Annotated in this window: 18 protein-coding genes; 8 read left to right on the plus strand and 10 right to left on the minus strand. The window is 52.8% G+C overall.

Translation table 11 applies throughout. From position 1 onward, the window contains the following. Positions 1-130: 130 nt before the first annotated feature. The gene (locus JK621_RS13905; protein WP_212556502.1) at positions 131-625 is read left to right on the plus strand and encodes a thioredoxin family protein; all 495 of its coding nucleotides are present in this window, start codon (positions 131-133) and stop codon (positions 623-625) included. 134 nt (positions 626-759) lie between these two features. Here the strand turns inward: JK621_RS13905 and JK621_RS13910 are convergent, their stop codons facing one another. From JK621_RS13910 to JK621_RS13920, 3 genes are all read right to left on the minus strand, one after another. Further along, positions 760-2,115 carry a NosD domain-containing protein gene (locus JK621_RS13910; protein WP_212556503.1) on the minus strand — a complete coding sequence of 452 codons (1,356 nt, stop codon included), beginning with the start codon at positions 2,113-2,115 and terminating at the stop codon, positions 760-762. Positions 2,116-2,140: 25 nt separating this feature from the next. Further along, on the minus strand, positions 2,141-3,562 hold the full coding sequence (locus JK621_RS13915) for a glycoside-pentoside-hexuronide (GPH):cation symporter (RefSeq protein ID WP_212556504.1): 1,422 nt from the start codon (positions 3,560-3,562) through the stop codon (positions 2,141-2,143). A gap of 136 nt (positions 3,563-3,698) precedes the next feature. Continuing rightward, positions 3,699-4,709 (minus strand): LacI family DNA-binding transcriptional regulator, encoded by a 1,011-nt coding sequence (locus tag JK621_RS13920; protein WP_212556505.1) that lies wholly within the window; start codon positions 4,707-4,709, stop codon positions 3,699-3,701. Positions 4,710-4,768: 59 nt separating this feature from the next. Here JK621_RS13920 and JK621_RS13925 point away from each other — a divergent pair, with 59 nt between their 5' ends. Then, positions 4,769-4,930: a hypothetical protein gene (locus tag JK621_RS13925; RefSeq protein WP_212556506.1), complete on the plus strand. Its 162-nt coding sequence runs from the start codon at positions 4,769-4,771 to the stop codon at positions 4,928-4,930. Positions 4,931-4,992: 62 nt separating this feature from the next. Here JK621_RS13925 and JK621_RS13930 read toward each other — a convergent pair whose 3' ends face one another. Beyond that, positions 4,993-5,778, minus strand: a complete 786-nt coding sequence (locus JK621_RS13930; RefSeq protein WP_212556507.1) for an Lnb N-terminal periplasmic domain-containing protein — start codon at positions 5,776-5,778, stop codon at positions 4,993-4,995. Positions 5,779-5,783: 5 nt separating this feature from the next. Next, on the minus strand, positions 5,784-7,184 hold the full coding sequence (locus tag JK621_RS13935; protein ID WP_212556508.1) for an HdeD family acid-resistance protein: 1,401 nt from the start codon (positions 7,182-7,184) through the stop codon (positions 5,784-5,786). A gap of 501 nt (positions 7,185-7,685) precedes the next feature. Between JK621_RS13935 and JK621_RS13940 the strand changes: the two genes are divergently transcribed. Next, complete coding sequence (locus JK621_RS13940; RefSeq protein WP_212556509.1) at positions 7,686-8,078, plus strand: hypothetical protein; 393 nt, start codon at positions 7,686-7,688, stop codon at positions 8,076-8,078. A gap of 155 nt (positions 8,079-8,233) precedes the next feature. On the opposite strand, the gene umuD is transcribed toward JK621_RS13940, so the two are convergent. Beyond that, entirely contained in the window at positions 8,234-8,656 is a 423-nt protein-coding gene (umuD, locus tag JK621_RS13945) for a translesion error-prone DNA polymerase V autoproteolytic subunit (RefSeq protein ID WP_212556510.1), read from the minus strand. A 537-nt stretch (positions 8,657-9,193) separates the two neighbouring features. Here umuD and JK621_RS13950 point away from each other — a divergent pair. After that, positions 9,194-9,814 (plus strand): response regulator transcription factor, encoded by a 621-nt coding sequence (locus JK621_RS13950; RefSeq protein WP_212556511.1) that lies wholly within the window; start codon positions 9,194-9,196, stop codon positions 9,812-9,814. 53 nt (positions 9,815-9,867) lie between these two features. Here the strand turns inward: JK621_RS13950 and JK621_RS13955 are convergent, their stop codons facing one another. Genes JK621_RS13955 through JK621_RS13970 form a run of 4 tightly spaced genes read right to left on the minus strand, consistent with a single transcriptional unit; the run spans position 9,868 to position 14,663 of the window. Further along, complete coding sequence (locus tag JK621_RS13955) at positions 9,868-10,689, minus strand: alpha/beta fold hydrolase (RefSeq protein ID WP_212556512.1); 822 nt, start codon at positions 10,687-10,689, stop codon at positions 9,868-9,870. A gap of 48 nt (positions 10,690-10,737) precedes the next feature. Next, positions 10,738-12,366 (minus strand): MFS transporter, encoded by a 1,629-nt coding sequence (locus tag JK621_RS13960; protein ID WP_212556513.1) that lies wholly within the window; start codon positions 12,364-12,366, stop codon positions 10,738-10,740. Then, positions 12,353-12,781, minus strand: a complete 429-nt coding sequence (locus JK621_RS13965; RefSeq protein WP_212556514.1) for a DoxX family protein — start codon at positions 12,779-12,781, stop codon at positions 12,353-12,355. Before JK621_RS13965 ends, JK621_RS13960 begins: the two co-directional genes overlap by 14 nt. Positions 12,782-12,785: 4 nt before the next feature. Beyond that, positions 12,786-14,663, minus strand: a complete 1,878-nt coding sequence (locus JK621_RS13970; RefSeq protein WP_212556515.1) for an amidohydrolase — start codon at positions 14,661-14,663, stop codon at positions 12,786-12,788. 312 nt (positions 14,664-14,975) lie between these two features. Here JK621_RS13970 and JK621_RS13975 point away from each other — a divergent pair, with 312 nt between their 5' ends. From JK621_RS13975 to JK621_RS13990, 4 genes are read left to right on the plus strand one after another with little or no spacing between them, the layout of a single operon-like run. Further along, positions 14,976-15,662, plus strand: a complete 687-nt coding sequence (locus JK621_RS13975) for a hydrolase (RefSeq protein WP_212556516.1) — start codon at positions 14,976-14,978, stop codon at positions 15,660-15,662. Between the two features lie 60 nt (positions 15,663-15,722). Next, positions 15,723-15,965 (plus strand): DUF1427 family protein, encoded by a 243-nt coding sequence (locus tag JK621_RS13980; RefSeq protein ID WP_212560200.1) that lies wholly within the window; start codon positions 15,723-15,725, stop codon positions 15,963-15,965. 1 nt (position 15,966) lies between these two features. After that, positions 15,967-16,233: a DUF1427 family protein gene (locus tag JK621_RS13985; RefSeq protein ID WP_212556517.1), complete on the plus strand. Its 267-nt coding sequence runs from the start codon at positions 15,967-15,969 to the stop codon at positions 16,231-16,233. A gap of 26 nt (positions 16,234-16,259) precedes the next feature. Then, positions 16,260-16,643, plus strand: coding sequence for a response regulator transcription factor (locus JK621_RS13990; protein ID WP_212556518.1), 384 nt, complete (start codon positions 16,260-16,262; stop codon positions 16,641-16,643). Positions 16,644-16,670: the final 27 nt, after the last annotated feature.

A 16,670-nucleotide genomic window follows, 5' to 3' on the forward strand; every position in this document is an offset into this window, starting at 1 on the left:
CGTTTGGCTGAGGTAGAATGGTACGGCGCACCCAGCCATGACCGCAATAATTGCAAAAGAGATCCCATTGGCCTTTATCATTGCCAGAGTTATGTGATGCCGAGTGCCAGTTAATACCTAAGGAGAATACATGCACGATTTCAAAGCACTGCTTGATGCCGCATCGGGTTACGGCGAATTTGTTGCCGGCGGAACAGAAGAAGACAGCAAGGCATTGCGACATTTTGAGGCGCTCGCCAAAGAGGCATTACCAGAGGATGTCATCAGCAAGCTGTCGCAGCTTCCGGGTTCGTACAGCATTCTGGTTGCGGCTGAAATGTGGTGCTCCGACTGCCATAAAAACTTGCCCGTTATCCATGCCATAGCCGCGTCAGCACCGGCTATTCGTCTGGGCATAGTTACGCGCGATAAGGCGGAAGCCGTCTTTAAAGCACACTTTGGCGTCGATAAAGTCAAAATTCCGTTTGCGGTGGTACTGGATGAGAACGCAACTCCGCTGGGGCAGTTTATTGAACGACCTAAAACCGCTATCGGCAAGAACGGAGAAGTGACCGAGAGTTACAAAAACGGCGAGCTTCTGGCCGATACCGCTCGTGAGGTGACTTCAATTTTCCCTCAGGGCTGAGGATCGCCTGAAAACCGATCAAAACGCCAGGCGATTGAGCCTGGCGCTGGGTGACACCGGCAACAATAAAAAACGAGTAATATCAATAAGAGTCTTAGCCCTGCTTATTCGCAGGGCTTTTTTGAATAGACGGTTTATACCCCTGGCGTTGGCGTGGCTCTGAATGCATTTACAGCCTTGTCCATAATAACCTGTGCGTCACTTCCCGAATCAAGAACCGTATTTTTAGCCGATTCGTTTTCTATCAGTACGGTGGTCACGTCAAGCACCTTCAATTGATCGGTAGCCAGCAAAGCGCCCACCTGCGTAGCGAAACAAGAACCCGTTGCTATAGCCTGCACCTCCGATGCTTCGGTAGTGGCAACAATATGATTGTCAGAAATATAATTTCCCTGCCCCGAAGCGATACGTATTATTACCGGTGTTGCGCCTGGTGGAGTGACATACTGAGAACCTATCGTCTCAGAAATATGGTTGGCAATCACAGAGTTATTGTCACCACTGATATAGAGGATGCCATACAAATCATCCAGGCCATTGTTGTATGCCTGCATAGGAGGCCAGGGTTCACGGTCACGTAAAAAGTGATTTGCGGAAATCAAATTTTCCGAGCAGTTTCCCTGGAGCACCACCATTCCCGGGTAAAATGAATGAAATCTATTGCTGGTGACAGAGGAACGCACCACGCCAGAAAAATGAACGCTGCTTTTACCCCGTGGGAAAATATTGTTGGCCGTAATTAAAAGCCCGCCAAAATTTTGAGCATAAATTGAGTACCCTTTATAACCGGCGCCTATCAGATTATCGGTCACTTTTGAAGCCTGCCCCGAACCCCGTAGCTCTATGCAGTTGCCGCATTCAGCGATGAAATTATCATGAACATCCAGCGCATCCGCATTATAAATAGTCACTCCATGCTCCAAATACACCATCCCCATACCGGTAATTCGGAAGGAGTCTTGAGCACTGGCAATATAAATACCTGTTTTTCCGTTTGTGTAGCTATTTTCTGGATCGTTGTTTCCTGAACCATCATCCAAAAAATGTAAACCATCAATACAAAAGTCAGCAAACTCTACCGAGCTAATTCGAGGTGCGCCATCACGCTGAACATAAAACGCGGCTCCTGCATGTTCCTCATCGTCAGCCGCTGACGATATCCCCACCTGTATTCTGCTGCCTCCCGGCCACACTTCGTGCCAGTTTGCCAGTTCACTCTCCGGCGTATTAAAGCGAATACTTGAAGAGGTGAAACCATGACCAGAGCCCACGATTTTCAGATAGCTGATGTCAATAACCACCTGCGTAGTAAGCGGATAGTCACCTGGCGGAATATAGATAACGGCACCTGGTTTACCGCCTTCATTTATATCAACGCCCGTTTGCCTGCTTTTAATATCCGCGATAATGCTATTAATTACCTCGCCAATATCCTCATGCGGATTACCCACATTCCATTCTGTTACATCGTAGTAATTTTCACTCGCCATTAATTAAACCTCTTATAAGATGACATTAAAGGACAGGAACGTCTTTATATTCCGGTGATAAGCCCCGACCGCTCTCCAGCTCACGCTTTGCAAGATCGACTTTGATTTTTTCGAGGAGTGCATTATTCAGCTTGAAGTAGCGCACCATAAACGCACTGATGAAATAGCTCACCATGGGCAGTAACGAGAACATCATGATAATGCCCTGAATCGTCTCCGTATTTTGTGCCGGCTTATTGGCAATATACCCGGTAAACGACAGTATCCAGGCCACGATCGCGCCGGCCACCGCCAGCCCCATTTTCAGCATAAACAGGTTGCCTGCGAAGGAGATACCGGTCAGGCGTTTGCCGAATTTCCAGTCGCCGTAGTCGTCGACGTCGGACATCATTGCCCACAGAATGGGGCCCGACTGGATTAAATGCAGAATATTGATGACGATAAACAGCGTTAACAGCGGTGTCAGCGATTTCGGGTCGACAAACCACAACGCAAAGGACAGGATGCCGAGAATGATGTTGATAATGCGGAACAATTTTATTTTATCGAAGCGATCGGTGAGCGGCTTGGCAATCACGCTGCCCAGCATATTGCTGGCGACGCCGAGCGCCATAAAAAAGGTGATAAATCCTACGGAGGCCTGCATGACGTAGGTGGCGTAATAGATAGTGACAGCTCCGCGAATAAAGGCCGGAAAGACGTTCAGGAAGGTAATCGAAATCATCAGTAGCCATTGGTCATTTTTGGCGATGTCTTTCAGATCCCGCATTAAGCTGTCGTTGGCTTTAATCGAAACGACACGTTCCTTGATACTGGAAAAACAGAACAGGAACATTAAGGTCGCGGCGCCGCCCATGACCATCATCGTCATCTGGAAACCGGAAGCCCGGTCGCCATTACCCAGCCAGTCGGTCAGGGGCAGGATGGAAGAAGAGACGATAAGCGTCGCCAGGCCATTCAGGAAGAAACGCCATGACAGACAACCCATGCGTTCTTTCTGGTTCAAGGTAATGACGCCCGCTACCGAGCAATAGGGAATATTGATCGCCGTATAGATCAGCGACATCACCAGATAGGTTACCCATGCATAAATGATTTTCCCGTTCATGCTCAGGTCCGGTGTGGTGAACATCACAACCGCCCCCAGACCAAACGGCAGCGCCATCCACAACAGCCAGGGCCGAAACTTACCCCAGCGGCTTTTGGTGCGATCGCAAATAGCGCCCATGACCGGATCGCTAAAGGCGTCAAAAATGCGGATAACCAGAAATAATGTGCCCACAATCCCGGGATCCAGGCCATACACATCGGTATAAAACCATGTCAGGTACAGCGCCAACACGCTCCAAATCATGCAGGATCCGGCATCCCCCATGCCGTACCCCACCTTTTCTTTCAGGCTCAGCTTTTCGTAAGCGCTTTGCTTTTCTATTGCGGTAGCAGACATAAACCCACCTCTATTGCGCAGTCATGAATACAAAGCACGGGCCCTGTTCCAGCCATCAACGCCAGCGCTTTCATCGTTTTTTGTTAAAAGAAATCCCTGGCGCAAACCGTTGCACCTTGGCTAAACCTGAATCGAATTACAGGGTCGTGATGTGAATATTAACGCTGCTCTCGCGTATAATTAACCGGGAGACAATTTCATGCATTTCGATACTTTCCTGCCGAACTTGATTTTTCACCATCTGAAAGGCCAGGTGAGCAATTTCGCTTATCGGTTGCGCGATGCTGGTGATCTTTTTTGTTTGCGCCAATAAGGTGTTGTCGAAACTGGCGATGGAAATATTCTGAGGTACCGCAACGCCTTTTTCTTTTAACCCATCAATAATATAACTGGCGGCGACATCGTTATAGACTAACAGGCAAGAACAGGTTTTATGCTGCTTCGTTAATTTTTCGATGATGACATCAAGCATATTTATATGGCCTGATATTTTTTCTCCCACGCCTTTGGTTATCCAGAACTGGTTCTCTTTGGCGAGAGCCAGACCATGGCTGCTGATTTTTTTACTGTAGGAGGACACCTTTCTATTATCGACACCTTCCTGAGCAACAAAACCAAATGAGGTATGCCCCGTTTGCATGAAATGTTCCGCAATGCTTTCCGCACCTTTACCCTGGTTAATGGATACGGAGTTAAAAAAACGGGAAACCTGCGTTACGACTGCCACCGGAATGTTGGTGATCGTTAACCACTCGGAAAGTTCAGCCTCCGCTTCTGTCGGTACCCACAGCAGGCTGTCGATCCCCATGCCGACCAGGGTATGGATAATGTGTTTATCCTGCTGCGGTTGATTCTGATGTGTTTTAACGATAACCGATTTACCAATGTATCTGGCCTCTTCTTCAAATGTCGCCAGCAGCTCACAGAAGTGAGGATTAACCAGGTTCGGCAATACCACGCCAATCAACCCGGAACATTTGCCGCTAAGTTGGAAAGCGCTCTTGCTCGGCACATAACAAAGATAATCCATCGCATCACGCACCGCCTTGCGCGTTTCCGCAACGACGCTGGGGTGGTTATTTAAAACTCGCGATACGGTGGCGGTAGAGACCCCGGCTTTTTTTGCTACGTCTTTAATGGATGCCATGATGATTAATGCGTCTCCCTAACAATGGAACTCACTATAAAGTGTGACGGGAGTTGAAAATGCAAGCCAGTTCACATGTCGTTGTGTTACATCAAACCACGGTTTGCGCTCTCACTTTTATCTACCGCACTGCCGGACATATTCGCCCCGGCGCCGCACAGGCAGAACCGACGACGGTTCTGCTGCGTATGAGTGCGCTTATTTTGCGTTTAATGGCATGATGCGGCAGGACGAACCTGAAGATGCGAATAAGCAAAAGAGGTTGGCGGAGAGGGTGAGCCATTCAACTTTTCCTCTTAATCTCCTCTCGAATCAAACGCGAAAAATCCTCATTGATCACGGCATTGTCCGGCCTGTCGATGAGGCATCGTTTTTTCAACCGTTCGAAAGGCAGGCTATTATCCAATAAGCCAAGCTCATAGATATATTGATCGGCATAGCCGCTGACCAATACTTTCCAGTTATAACGAATGTCGGCAGAAACCGCAGTAGCATGATGCAAAATATTGCTCGTGCAGTTATTAAACAGTGTGTGATAAAACTCGGGTTGGCGGTTCAATTGATCGATGCGTTGCAGATAGCCCAGAAAAAGAGCCTGGGCCGTGTCCGGCGAAATCTGAAGGGGATAAAGATAAACCCGCTCTTTGCGGACATCGGTTCTGACGCCAATCAAGTCCCGTTCATCGGCAAGCACATAGGTCAACATGTAATGTTTAAAAAAGCCGCGCCAGGTCGAATATCGCTGGTCGCGGCTACGCCGAGTTTCTATCGAGACCGCCAAATGGCGGCCATCGTCGAAACCGAAGCTCAAAAACAAATGCGCAATAGCCTTGCCCGACCAATAGGAGGAGACCACATCTACCGTTTTTAACTGGCCAATAGCAATATCTGCATCGTACCAATCGGGCACATAGTCGTCGCGGGTAGGTTGATATCTGAAGTTGCGAATATTGCGCAGTACTATTTTTCCCCGCTCTCTCCATTCCACCTGCGGTAGCCTGGCGTATTCCAATATCCAGTCTTGTTCGTTGCTTGCCGTTGGTGAGGTCAACCACGAAAACATGGCCATAATGGCTACTTGCCTTTGTCATTTGAGGGTTCGCTGCTGGCGGTTGACGTTACCGTACCCTGCGCTTTTTCATCGCGCCATTGCTTGCGCAAAGAAAACATTTTCTTTAGGGCACGGCGAATGGTGGTTATCCAGCCGGCTGGCCGGGGATCCGCCAGCATGCTTAATGCACGTGCGTAGTCGAGCGTCAGCCCTGGTGTCCAGGCCATCGTTTTTGCGCGTTTGCGTATTTGCACCGCCACCCATAACTCCGGCGTCGTGAGAATTTTACTTAACGCCCACCAATGCCCACGCTGCCCCCATATCTTGCCCACCACGCCTTCCAGTGCCGCCTCCAGCCCTCGCGCCACACTGCTTGAGCAGTTACGATGCGTAAGGTTATAGGTGTTGTCTGCCTGGTAAACCTCCCAGAATCGCTTCAAACGTTCGGCATCGTAGTTCCTGATCCGCACCCGTACGGTTGACGGGCACCATTTACCGGATTCAGTCGCATAATCCGGTTGAAATTGCCCTTCGACATTATTGTCTGCCGTTGCCCGCAGCAAGCGGGTAAATTGATCGGGCGACCGATCAATATCGACTGCCGGATACAGGCTGATATAGACGCCCTCCGGAGATTCCAGCGCAGCATGGCCGGTGGAAATCACCCCATTTTTATCCACCGCAGCAATATAACGATTAATGACAGGATGAGGCACGACTGCGCTCTTCGAGGATCCCACGGGGGTCCAGACATGTATGGTCAGTGCAGGTTCATCCGCAGCCGGGGGGCCGTCCCATTCAGTGACCAACGGCGTCGTTTCTGCGCTGCTGGCTTCCTCCGCCGCCGTATTGCCCAAAACCGCGGGATTGACCTCCAGTTTTTTGACGCGCATCGCCAGCATCACCATATTCCACCCGCCAAATATCAATCCCAGACCTAAACAATAAGGTACAGTGCCGACATAATGAGTCGGATAGGGTTGAAAGAAGAAAATGGCTAACATGACTTCTATTACACCGCCGGCGACCACAAACCTCCAGTTTTTATAGCGTACCACGCCGGCCGAGACGATTTGCAATAACCCGTCGGCCAAAAACAAAATGCCAAAAATCATCGATAAAATGAAATGACCATGATGATGCCCGCTCAAGATCAATAACGCGGCCAGTGAAAATGCCCCTCCTTTTACGTAACGCAAGGTACGTTGCCCACCGATGCCGGTATGCGCGACCATCAACGTTGCCAGGCCTTCGACCAACAAGAGAAAAGCAAAAGGATCCAAGGGGAAATAAAGCGCGTTATCCAACGCATCGATGAAGACGATTAAGCCGGCCAACACACCTAACCCACCGGCAATCATCAACCCTCGCCAGCGGTTACGCAAATAATCCACCCCCAGTAAAATCATGACCAACTGCACCATGCCTATCACCTCTACCCATAGTTTTTAATTATAAGATAGCTAGCAACCTACCAACGAGCCCTGGAGTCAACCATCTCAACAGTCCCCTTGAGTTCGAGAGATCCGTGGAGGTTTTTAATTCCATTAAACCTAGCAGATGATTTATGAATGTGCTGTCGTATGCGTTCGCTTCAGATAAAACCGAAGATTGGATTGCATAACCAATTGAAAATCAATTACAAACCTCATCATGGATTGAACATCTAAATACAATACGCTTTTTTAAGGCTTCCGCAGGTAACGTCGGCCTGCAACCCGGCCCAGAATATGCTGCCGCCTTCCCTTTCGCCCTTTAATTTCCGATAGATTTTTCCTCCCCCACCGCGTCGCAAGAAGAACTGGCTCGCTCATCACAAAAATAACATTTTAATGATAATTATCAATGCATTAAAAAACATTCGCTTCAATTAACCAGCATAATCTATAATCATACTCATCTTTTATTAAGCCAGAGATATTCATATGAATAAAAGCGCATTGACATTAACCCTGTCATTATTTTTCATGGCGAAAATGGCAATATCCTCTCAAGATTGCGGGGCTTTAAAGAAAGACATCAATACCGAAAATATGGGCTTCTATCGAGAATTGGTGCAAAAATCGCTCACCACAAAAATAAAAGCAAACACAATAGAAGTATCTCAGGTGTTGGCCGACGACGGATGGCTTGCCATTTATGCCGCAACAGAAATCTCCGATCCAGGCATATTTTTCTTTAAAAACAATAAATTTATCGATGTTTGGGGTGGCGATGTCTCGCCAGAAGAAAAAGGCACTGTATTAAAATGGACACGAGAAATTCATGTTCCCGATAAATTAACGCAATGTTTTTTCGATTCCATTGTTATTCGATAAATAATTGTTATTCGATAAACATAAGTACGTAGCACCGCCATCAAAAAATAAAATAAAGCCACGTTTCATCATCAGAATGACTGCCCGGATGGCCAAAGATGTCTCTTCAACGCCAATCTTACCCGCGCAACACTCTTGGCGGGTTCACCCCGCCCTCACACCGCAGCATAGACAATAAAGGTGACCACGCCGAAGATCTCCAGCGCGTCTTCGTCACCGAAGACGATCGGCGGATAGGCCGGGTTCATCGGCAACAGCCGCAGATCGGGATGGCGCTGCAGCTTCTTCACCGTGAACTCGCCGTCGATGGCGGCGATGACAATGTTACCGTGCTCCGCCCGCAGTGAACTGTCGACGATCAGCAGATCGCCATCTTTGATGTTGCCGTCGACCATCGAATCGCCGCTGGCACGCACAAAGTAAGTGGCGTTGGGGTGCCGCACCAGCAGTTTGCCGATATCCAGCCGGGCCTCCACATAATCCTGCGCCGGAGAAGGGAAACCGCAAGCCACGGGATCGGCAAACAGCGGCAATGCCGGCGTGGTTTTATTGTCTTCGGAAGGGGAAATGAGCAACATAATGAACAACCCTGATTAACTGTGTTTTTATACAGTATCGCAAAGGATTTATCGCGTTCAAGTGGTTTAGCTGAGGATCCCGGGAACCGGTTGATGCCGTGGGAAATTTAGCTGCCCGGGCTGGCAGACGGCCGATCTGCATTTTCACCCTCAGGCATAAGTAAACACCTTTACTGCAAGAGTCTGTCATAGCTATAATGGTATGATTTTTCACGAAAAAATGATCAATTTATTCTCGATTCGCCTATCATTTCAGCCGGTCTGCTTACCGATGAGCAGATCTTCGCACTGATATGATCGCTCTGTGTTCATCGTCTAAACTACAAGTCTTTATCTTTTTCATTGAGGTTTACCCCCCAGCCTGAATGGCCTGCGGGCGCAGAGCAGCCTGATTATCCCCCGCCATGTCTTCATTTTGACATCCGGATCGGGTTAATTAGGGGGGTAGCATAATCGCATTTGCCGGCCGAAGAACGGGCCGGCTGCGTGAGGTCCCTTTACATGCCCGGTTTCAGGGCGTAATTGCAGAGGCAAACTATGGAACATGTCGTTTATGTCGTCGATGATGACCATTCGGTCAGGCAATCTATTGTCAGGCTGTTACACTCTGCCGGCTACAGTGCCGTTGATTTTGACTGCGCAGAGGCCTTTCTTTCACACGCCTTTCCCGCCATACCCGGCTGTATCATTCTTGATATGCGCATGCCGAGCGGAGATGGTTTTGCGGTAACCGATGCGCTGAAAGCGAACGGCCGGGAAATGCCGGTGATCTTCCTTACCGGCTACGGCACCATTCCGCTGTCGGTGCAGGCGATGAAAGCCGGTGCGCATGAGTTTTTGACCAAACCCGTCGCTTCCGACGATCTGCTGAAGGCGGTAGAGGAAGCCCTCAGTCTGGCAACGGAGAATTCAGATCAGCTGCGTGAGCATTACGAACTGAAACAGCGGCACCTCACGCTGACGCCGCGCGAACAGGAAGTGCTGGAGCTGACGATTAAGGGCTTGATGAATAAACAGATTGCCGCAGAACTGGGCGTCAGTGAAATTACGGTCAAGGTACATCGTCGCCGGGTGATGGATAAAATGCAGGTGCGTTCTCTTGCGGATTTGGTGCGTCATGCCGAGCGCTTGAATCTCAGCAAGTCCAAAGCATCCTGACAAATCGGCTCATGTGCAGGCATACAGCGCTCCCTGCACATGAGCCATTTTGCTTAGCGAGCCTGTAAAAACGCCAGGAGATCGTCGTTTAACCGGTCCTGATGCGTTACGGCGAAGCCGTGAGGCGCATTGTCATACACCTTCAGTTCGGCGCCGGGGATCGTTTCAGCGGCCACTTTACCGGTGACGTCAATCGGAACGATTTGATCGTTGCTGCCGTGGATCACCAGCGTAGGCACATCAATCTTCAGCATATCGTCACGGAAGTCGGTTTCCGAGAACGCGGTCACGCACTCGATGGTCCCCTTCAACGATGCCAGCAGAGCAATGTTCAGGGTCTGGGTCAATACGCCTTCAGAGATCGTCTGGCCGGCATTGATGCCGTAAAAGGGCACGTTGAAATCGCTGATGAACTGAGCACGGTCTTTACGTAACCCATTTCTGATCCCTTCGAAAACGGACAGGTCCACGCCTTGCGGATGCGTTTCGCTTTTGCCAAACATCGGCGTAACCGCGCCTAACAGCACCAGACCTGCCACGCGCGCGCTGCCGTAGCGGCCGATGTAGCGGGCCACGTCGCCGCCGCCCATAGAAAAGCCCACCAGCGTGACGTCCTGCAGATCAATCTGCGTGATCAGTTCATTGATATCCGATGCGAAAGTGTCGTAGTCATAGCCGGTCCAGGGCTGATCTGAACGGCCAAAACCGCGACGGTCGAACGCAATGGCACGGTAACCGCGTTCAGCCAGAAAGTTTAGCTGGCTGTCCCACATATCCGCGTCCAGCGGCCAGCCGTGGCTGAACAGCACCGGCTTCCCCTTCCCCCAGTCTTTGTAGTAAATCTGCGTACCGTCGTTCGTTTTAATCGTGCTCATAACTGGCCCCTTGGCAGTATTTATAAACTCAGAGATTGACGGACCCGGTCAAACCGGCGCCACCAGGTAACGGATCAGCGGCAATGTTTCGCCCTGATGAAACGCACAAATACGGTTTTGTATTTTCTGGTCATTAATGGTGTAACGCTCCTGCTGGCGCAGGTATTCCATCCAGGAACCGACCACAAACGTCTCGACAAAAACGCCGGGCTGAAGGATGTCCTCATACACGGACCAGTTGATGGCGCCGCCGCGCCGCCTGACGCGCCGCATATCCTGCATGCATATCGTGAAGGCGCGCGCATCCTCTGCCGTAACCAAATATTCATAGCTCACCATCACCGGCCCACGGTCATGACGCACATCCAACTCAGGCGTGGCGCTATGTTCCGTACTGGCGTCCAGGTTCAGGTCGGGATCCTGGTCCAAACGCCAGCGGTAAACCGTGGTGCTGGCCAACACCATGCCCAACGCGGCCACGCACAGCGAAACGGGAATGCTAAAGTGCGAGGCCAATTGCCCCCAAATGGCGCTGCCGGCGGTCATGGAGCCGAAGAAAACGGTCAGATACACCGCCAACGCGCGTGCTTTCACCCATTTCGCCGCGCTGCGCTGTGCGCCGAGGTTCAGCGTAGACAACACCGCTATCCAGGAAAAGCCGGTGAAAAATTCAAACGCGTTGAGCAACCAGACGTTACGGACAAACGCCAACGCCAGCATCGTGGCGGCAAACATCAGGCTTGCCAGCACCATCAGCCGATCCGGGTTGAAGGACTTACGCAAGCGAGGCAGTAACACCGCACCGAAGATCGCCCCTACGCCGATAAAGGCCAGCATGACCCCGTAACCGCCCGGGCCAAGCCCAAGTTCACGCCGTGCGACCAGCGGCAGCAAAGCCCAGCCCGCACTGCCGAACGTGAAAAAGGCCACCGTACGGACCAGCACGTTGCGCAAAACCGGCGCGGCATGTACATAGCGAAACCCGGCGCGAACGGCGGAGAAAAAGTGCTCGGGCGGCAGGCGCTGAACGCTCGGTTCCGCCTTCCAGCGGTAGAGCACCCAGGCTACGCCCAGCACCGAGATGGCGTTGAGCAAAAACACCATCCAGGGGCCGGCGAAGGAAAGAATCAGCCCCCCCAACGCCGGGCCGATGGCGCGGCTGATGTTGATGCCCAATGAATTGAGCGCAATGGCCGGCCCCATCTCATTTTTGCTGACCAAATCAGGTACGATGGCCTGAAACGGCGGCGAACTCATGGCCGCACCGGTGCTCAGCAGGAATGCCGCAACCAGCAACACCCCAGGGGTGACGTGGCCCGTCACCGACAAGAGAGTCAGCCCGGCCGCGGCGATAAACACCCAGACCTGCGAAAACAGCAGATATTTACGGCGATCGACAATATCCGCCATCACCCCGGAAGGCAGCGCAAACAGAAACATCGGCAAGCTGCTGGCCACCTGGACCATGGCGACGGACAGCGGATCGGCGCTGAGCGTCAGCATGGTCCAGTTCACCCCAATATCGTTCATCCATGAACCGATATTAGAGACGACGGTGGCTATCCACAGCATGCGGAACACGCGTTGACGCAGCGGTTGCCACGGCGATGCGCTCACCGCCGGCACCTCTTTGAGCGCTTCAGCCGTAACGCTGTGGATATCGTTAATCTGCGTCATAATGCCTCTCCAGCGGCCCGTTTGCGCCGATACGCCATTTACCCGGCCCGGTTATCGCCAGCGTGGTAAAGATGATCAGCAACAGCCAGCCGAACTGCCCTTCGGCGATAGACCAACCTGGGTGCACGAACAGCATCGCCACCAGCAGCACGCCGATAATGGGCAGGCAGGCGATACGCGTACCGAACCCCAGAATAATGAACACCGGGCAGACCACTTCCGCCAGAATGGCGGGCAACAGGCTCATGTAAGGTCCGAAGCCAAAAGGATCTTCGATGCGTGTCAGTTCTTCGCTGAAATTAAACACCTTCGGCAAACCGTGTACGTGCAGCAAAAGCAGGCTGCCGGTCAGGCGCAGGAAGAACAGCCCCAGATCGATCCGGGGCGCGATGAAAAATGCAGATGACGTTTTCATGGGATCAAAACGCAAAGCAGCTGCAACCGAGCGTGCCCCAGAATGCATTGTCATCTGCAACGGGTACGCTGGAGCCGCGGGCAATATCATGATTGTGGGTATGCACCCCACAAGGGCCGCTGCAGTGATGCGCCTGTGGCATCATGCCCACGCGCGCATTCGCTACCGGCGGTGCGCTGCGGTAGTGACCCGGCACCTTCACCACCGGCGACCAATCCGGCAACACCGGAATGGACGGCGGCGCCAACGGCCCGAACGTGCCGGCGGCATAAACGATGTCGCCACCGACCACCGTCAACACGGATTCGATGCCCTTGATCTCCTCTTCAGGCACGCAGAAGTAGTCCTTGCTGAGCACGGCCATGTCCGCCAGTTGGCCCGCTTTGATCTGCCCTTTTTTGCCCTGCTCGCTGGAGAACCAGGCGCTGCCCTGCGTCCACAGCATCAGCGCGGTGTCGCGATCCAGACGCGCATTGGCGTCATACATCTGCATGCCGCCCACGGTGCGGCCGGAAACCAGCCAGTAAAGCGCCGTCCACGGGTTGTAGCTGGCCACGCGGGTCGCGTCCGTCCCCAACCCCACCGGCACGCCGGTTTCCAACATGCGGGCCACCGGCGGCGTGTGGCGGGTCGCTTCAATGCCGTAGCGCTCGGCGAAGTATTCGCCCTGGAAGGCCATGCGGTGTTGCACGGCAATGCCGCCGCCAAGCTCCTTGATACGATCGATGTTTTTCTGGGTCACGGTTTCTGCGTGGTCAAAGAACCAATGCAGGCCATTGAACGGGATCTCGCGGTTGACCTTTTCAAACACGTCCAGCATGCGGCTGATGGATTCGTTGTAGGTCGCATGCAGACGGAACGGCCAGCGATGCTCGACCAGGTGGCGTACGACACGCTCCAGCTCGTCTTCCATGCCGGGCGCCAGATCCGGGCGCGGTTCCAGGAAATCTTCGAAGTCCGCGGCGGAAAACACCAGCATTTCACCTGCGCCATTATGGCGGAAGAAGTCACTGCCCTGGCCCGGCGTCAGCATGTCGGTCCATTTTTCGAAATCTTCCAGTTCATGCCCCGGCCGCTGGGTAAACAGGTTGTAAGCGATGCGCAGCGTCATCTGCTTCTTCTCGTGCAGTTCGGCGATCACCTGGTAGTCTTCCGGGTAGTTCTGGAAGCCGCCGCCCGCATCGATGGCGCTGGTCAGGCCCAGGCGGTTCAGTTCGCGCATGAACTGACGGGTCGAATTCACCTGCTGTTCCAGCGGCAACTTCGGCCCTTTGGCCAGTGTGGCGTAGAGGATCATGGCGTTAGGGCGCGCAATCAGCATGCCGGTCGGGTTGCCGTTGCTGTCGCGCTGAATTTCGCCGCCTGGGGGGTTTGGCGTATCTTTGGTATAGCCCACCACTCTCAGTGCAGCACGATTGAGCAGTGCGCGATCGTAAAGATGCAGAATAAACACCGGCGTGTCCGGCGCGGCTTCGTTGATCTCATCCAGCGTTGGCATGCGGCGTTCGGCAAACTGGAACTCCGTCCAGCCACCCACCACGCGCACCCATTGTGGCGATGGCGTGCGCAACGCCTGATCTTTCAACATGCGCAAGGCATCCGCCAGCGACGGTACGCCTTCCCAGCGCAATTCCAGGTTGTAGTTCAGGCCGCCGCGGATCAGGTGAAGGTGTGAATCATTAAGCCCCGGCACCGCAGTGTGCCCCTTCAGATCCACCACTTTCGTGCCTTCGCAGTGGTGCTGCATCACTTCGGCGACGGTACCGACCTCAAGGAATTTGCCCTCGCGGATCGCCACGGCTTCCGCCAGCGGGTTTTCGCGATCGACAGTATGAAACTGCCCGTTAACCAGTATCAAATCAGCTTTGCCCAGCGAAACCATAGATCCTCCTGTCTGAGACGTCCGGTTCAGGCAGAAAGCCGCCGGACACAAGGTGCGCGGCCCTTCAGAGCGACGCCAATTGAAAGGATTATGGAATAGGAATGGGAAAAGACCAGTTATACAAAGGGATAGATATACCAAAGTATAGGTATACGAAAGGTTAGTTATACCAACAGATAATAGTTTCACCCCCACCGCCAGCCTAACATTCAGCCTGTTGATAGCGTTTACCACCCGGTAGCTCTCGGCTCTGTCGATGCGCCAACGGCGCGACGACCTTGTTACTTTTAACCTCATCCCAAAGGTATTTTTATGACAACCTCTAAGCTTGAAGTCCTGACGCCTGCCAACTGCCAGATGATTTTTATCGACCACCAGCCTCAGATGGCTTTTGGCGTGCAATCGATTGACCGCCAGGTGCTGAAAAACAACACCGTTGCCCTGGCGAAAGCCGCGAAGGTATTCAACATTCCAACCCTCATTACAACCGTTGAAACCGAGAGCTTCTCAGGGAATACCTATCCGGAACTGCTGGACGTGTTCCCTGGCAAAGACATCCTCGAGCGCACCTCGATGAACTCGTGGGACGATCAGAAAGTGCGCGACGCGCTGGCCGCCAACGGCAAGAAAAAAGTGGTGGTTGCCGGCCTGTGGACCGAAGTCTGCAACAACAGCTTCGCCCTGTGCGCCATGCTGGAAGGCGACTATGAAATCTATATGGTGGCTGATGCGTCCGGCGGCACCTCTAAAGAAGCGCACGATTATGCCATGCAGCGCATGATTCAGGCTGGCGTGATCCCGGTAACCTGGCAGCAGGTGATGCTGGAATGGCAACGTGACTGGGCGCACAAAGAGACCTACAACGCGGTGATGGATATCGTGAAAGAACATTCGGGCGCTTACGGCATGGGCGTGGATTATGCCTATACCATGGTGCACAAAGCGCCTTCACGTCAGAAGAGCGAGCACCGCACTCTGCCACCGGTCGCCGCCCGCTAACCACGGGAAGCCGGCCGGCGCAAAACCCGGCCGGCTTTATCACTGGAGATGGAGATAATGATGAGCGCAGGATTAATTTCCCTTTCCGCCGGCATCCTTATTGGCCTGCTCTATGGGCTGCTTAAGGTTCGCTCGCCGGCTCCCCCGGCGCTGGCGCTGGTGGGGTTACTGGGAATGCTGGCCGGCGAAAGCCTGATGGGACAGGTGCTGCAGCCTGAGCAGACCGCCAATACCCGGCTTTGTCAGACGCCGCCCGGCACAGCGGCCTCTTCCACTGTAACCTGCCCTGCGAAAGGAGACTGAAATGAAAGCCTGGCTCGTTTCGTTGGCCATCGGCCTTCTGGCCGGTATTATCTATGCTGCGTTGAATATTCATTCACCGGCCCCACCGGTTATTGCCCTGCTGGGGCTGTTGGGGATGCTGATCGGCGAACAGATTATCCCGGTCACCCGGCGGCTGATAAACCGGCAACCGCTGACGCTGGCGTGGTTTCGCCACGAATGCGTCCCCAAAATCTGCGGAACTCCGCCGGCCAAAACCCAGACGACTACAGAGGACCCTCCGCTTTAGTAATGATTTGTCAGAGGAATATCAGCATGATGCTGCCGCAGCGCATTGCCATTGTCGATGATGAGCGTTCTGTTCGCAGCGGGTTAATCAACCTGTTGCAGTCGGATGGTTACACGACATGCGCCTTTGAATCCGCAGAGGCGTTTTTAAACGAAAAGAGCGCGCTGTCAGACGCTTCATTGGTCATTATCGACATCAAGCTAAAAGGAATGGGTGGCTTCGAGTTTTATGAAACAATAAAGACTTACGCAACGCCGCCGCCGGTGATATTTATATCCGGCCACGGTGATGAAAATATGCAACGGCTAGCCCTTAAACTCGGCGCCGTTGCTTTTTTGCGTAAGCCTATCGATATCGACGCGCTCCTGGGCCTGATCCGACACGCATTGAGAGGCGATAAACACGCCTGATGACAAAACCGCTTCCTGCGAGAGAGC

Source organism: Serratia plymuthica, assembly GCF_018336935.1.
In the GTDB taxonomy this organism is placed as follows: domain Bacteria; phylum Pseudomonadota; class Gammaproteobacteria; order Enterobacterales; family Enterobacteriaceae; genus Serratia; species Serratia plymuthica_B.